Source organism: Plasticicumulans sp. (genome assembly GCF_035331805.1).
In the GTDB taxonomy this organism is placed as follows: domain Bacteria; phylum Pseudomonadota; class Gammaproteobacteria; order Competibacterales; family Competibacteraceae; genus Plasticicumulans.
The window spans coordinates 1-2,759 of the sequence record NZ_DAOLKE010000425.1 but is presented as its reverse complement, the minus strand read 5'-3'; the positions used below and the strand labels follow the sequence as shown (position 1 = coordinate 2,759).

General features: G+C 71.7%; 3 protein-coding genes and 1 pseudogene. 2 read left to right on the top strand and 2 right to left on the bottom strand.

All coding sequences use genetic code 11. The annotated features are described in order from the left end of the window. Positions 1-22 precede the first annotated feature (22 nt). Positions 23-571: an oligoribonuclease gene (orn, locus tag PKE44_RS17890; protein WP_324553966.1), complete on the top strand. Its 549-nt coding sequence runs from the start codon at positions 23-25 to the stop codon at positions 569-571. A 329-nt stretch (positions 572-900) separates the two neighbouring features. Next, on the top strand, positions 901-1,299 hold the full coding sequence (locus PKE44_RS17885) for a hypothetical protein (protein WP_324553964.1): 399 nt from the start codon (positions 901-903) through the stop codon (positions 1,297-1,299). A 286-nt stretch (positions 1,300-1,585) separates the two neighbouring features. Here PKE44_RS17885 and PKE44_RS17880 read toward each other — a convergent pair whose 3' ends face one another. After that, complete coding sequence (locus PKE44_RS17880; RefSeq protein ID WP_324553962.1) at positions 1,586-2,401, bottom strand: rhodanese-like domain-containing protein; 816 nt, start codon at positions 2,399-2,401, stop codon at positions 1,586-1,588. A 121-nt stretch (positions 2,402-2,522) separates the two neighbouring features. Further along, positions 2,523-2,759 (bottom strand): annotated as a pseudogene (locus tag PKE44_RS17875) (hypothetical protein); the annotation flags it as partial.

Genomic DNA, 2,759 nt, shown 5'->3' with positions numbered 1-2,759 from the left:
GCCCCCGCCGAGAAGCCGCGCCATGACGCCCAATCCCGAGCACCTGATCTGGATCGATCTGGAGATGACCGGACTCGATCCGGACAGCGACTGCATCATCGAGATCGCCACGATCGTCACCGACAACGCGCTGAACGTGCTGGCCGAAGGCCCGGTGTTCGCGATCCACCGCTCCGACGACGTGCTGAACGGCATGGACGAGTGGAACACGCGCCAGCATGCGAAGTCGGGACTGAGCGCGCGCGTGCGCGCCAGCAGCATCAGCGCCGCCGCGGCCGAGCAGGCGACGCTCGATTTCCTCGCCGGCTGGGTGCCGAAGGGCAAGTCGCCGATGTGCGGCAACAGCATCTGCCAGGACCGGCGCTTCCTCGCGCGCGGCATGCCGGCGCTGGAGGCGTGGTTCCACTACCGCAACCTCGACGTGAGCACGCTGAAGGAGCTTGGCAAGCGCTGGTTCCCGGAGCGCGTCAAGGGCTTCCAGAAGGGCAACGCCCACTTGGCGCTCGATGACATCCGCGAATCGATCGCCGAACTGCGCTTCTACCGCGAGCGTCTGTTCGTGAGCGACTGAACGATCCGCGCCCGCCTGCAAGGCGCTGTCTCCACGGCGGCCGGCCCGGCAACGGACCGGCCGCCGGCGTTTTGGCGTCGCCGGCAGGCGACAACTCAAGCCCTTCGTGCGGCACGCTTCCGCCGCGCCCGCCCGGCAACTGTCGCCGTTGCCCGACGGTTTGCGCACGCCCGTGGCGCTCCGGCGCCGGCAGCGGACGGGCATTCCGCCATCAAGCGCCTGCAAGCACCTGATCGCCGGCGGATTTCCCGGACATGGCACGAAATCGCGCATTCACGGTCCATGCAAGGCAGGTCGAGCCCTGCCCATCCTGGTGACCGGAACCTCTCATGAAAGCGCACATCGTCCCCGCCGCCCTGCTGCTCGTCTGCGCCGCCGCGCTCGCCGCCTGCGACGACGGCCAGCGTCCGGCCACATCGGCCACACAAACCACCACCGAACAGAAAACCGAAACCGCGAAGGAATCGGCTGCAGCCGCGGCCTCGGCCGCCGGCGAGGCGGTCCGCCACGCCGGTGCCGCGCTCGGTGCCGGTGCCAGCGCCGCGAAGGACGTGACCGTCGAAGCCGCGCGCGAGGCCGCCGACAAGCTGCGCGAAGGCTACGACGCGACCACGCAGGCCGCCGGCCGCGCCGTCGAGCGCGGGCGCGAGGCTCTGCGTGACGAGCCGGTCGGGACCCGCACCGGCACGACGCCGGCCGATGACACGGCCACACGGACGACGAACTGAAAGCCCGCGGGCCTGACGGACGGGTCAGCCTGAACGGGAGGTTTTTCCCCCACCGGCCCGCATGGAACGCGAGCCGGCTGATGCGACCGGAGCTGACGCGCAGGCTGCGCGGGTCGCAACGGAACCGCGGACCGGATTCCGGGTGAATGAGGACGGTTCATACGCATTCCCCGTGCGAGGGGATGGTGGTCGACCGACCGGGCTGCGGGTCCCGGCCGGTCGTTTTTTTTGTGCCGCTCCCGTCATGCGAGCAGAGCGCAGGCCGGCCTCGCGCCGGGCGGCGTGCTCAGGGTTCGATCGGCAGTCCCGGCGTGTTGCCCCACTCCGACCAGGCGCCGGCATAGCCGCGCACGCGCGGGTAGCCGAGTGCCTTCAGCACCACCCAGGTGTGCGCCGAGCGGTGATGCGTCTGGCAGTAGACGACGATCTCGCGCGCCGGATCGACGCCGGCGGCCAGCAGCTGCGAGCGCAGGTGCTCGATCGGCTTGGTGCGCGGCCGCCGGCCCGGATCGAAGGCCGTGCTCCAGTCGAGGTTGATCGCACCGGGGATGTGGCCGCCGCGCGCGGCGCGCACGTCGAAGCCGGCGTATTCGCCGGCCGAGCGCGTATCGAGCAGCAGCACGTCGGGATCGCAGAGATGCGCCACGACCCAGTCGCGCTCGGCAACGATGCCCTGCGCCCAGGCCAGCTGCGGCGTCGTCGGCGTCACCGGCTCCGCTTCGCGGGTCAGCAGCGTCGTCGTCTCGTTCTGCAGCGCGCTCAGGCCGCCGTCGAGCAGCGCCATGCGCGTGTGCCCGAGGGCGGCCAGCGTCCAGAGCAGGCGCGCGGCCTTGCCGCTGCCGCCCTCGTCGTAGGCGAGCACGAGCCTGCCGGGTTCGTAGCCGATGGCCCCGAGCACGCGCGCGAGCGTGTCGAGATCGGGCAGGCCGCCCATCGCCGGGGGCCGCGGCACGACGTAGCTCGCATACGGCAGCGCCCGTGCGCCGGGCAGATGGCCGGCGGCGCGCAGTTCCGGGTCGCGCACATCGAGCAGCAGCGCATCGGGTGCGCGGCTGGCGGCAAGGAAGGCAGCGGGCGGGGCAAGCAGGCACGGATCGGTCACGGGCAACTCCGGCGGCGGTTTCTGGGCCGAGTATAACTTTGCAGATCGTAACGGTTGCGCACCCGCCGGCACCGGATGACACCGCGATGGCACCGGATGGCACCCGATGGCGTGCAGCAACTCATGACACGGCCGGCGCGGCTGCCGTATCGTCGCGCGCCATCCCGCCCGTGCCCCGGAATCCCCCTGACCATGTGGAAGCGCCTGCTCGACTGGCTGCTCGGCCGCCGCCCCGCCGCCCCTGCCCGGCCTTGCCCGGGCCCTTGTCGCCACCCTTGGTCGGCGTCTCGGCGGCCTCGTCGTCGGCGCCCTCGTCGGCGCCCTCGCCCTCGCCCTCGTCCTCGGCGTCGTCGTCGGC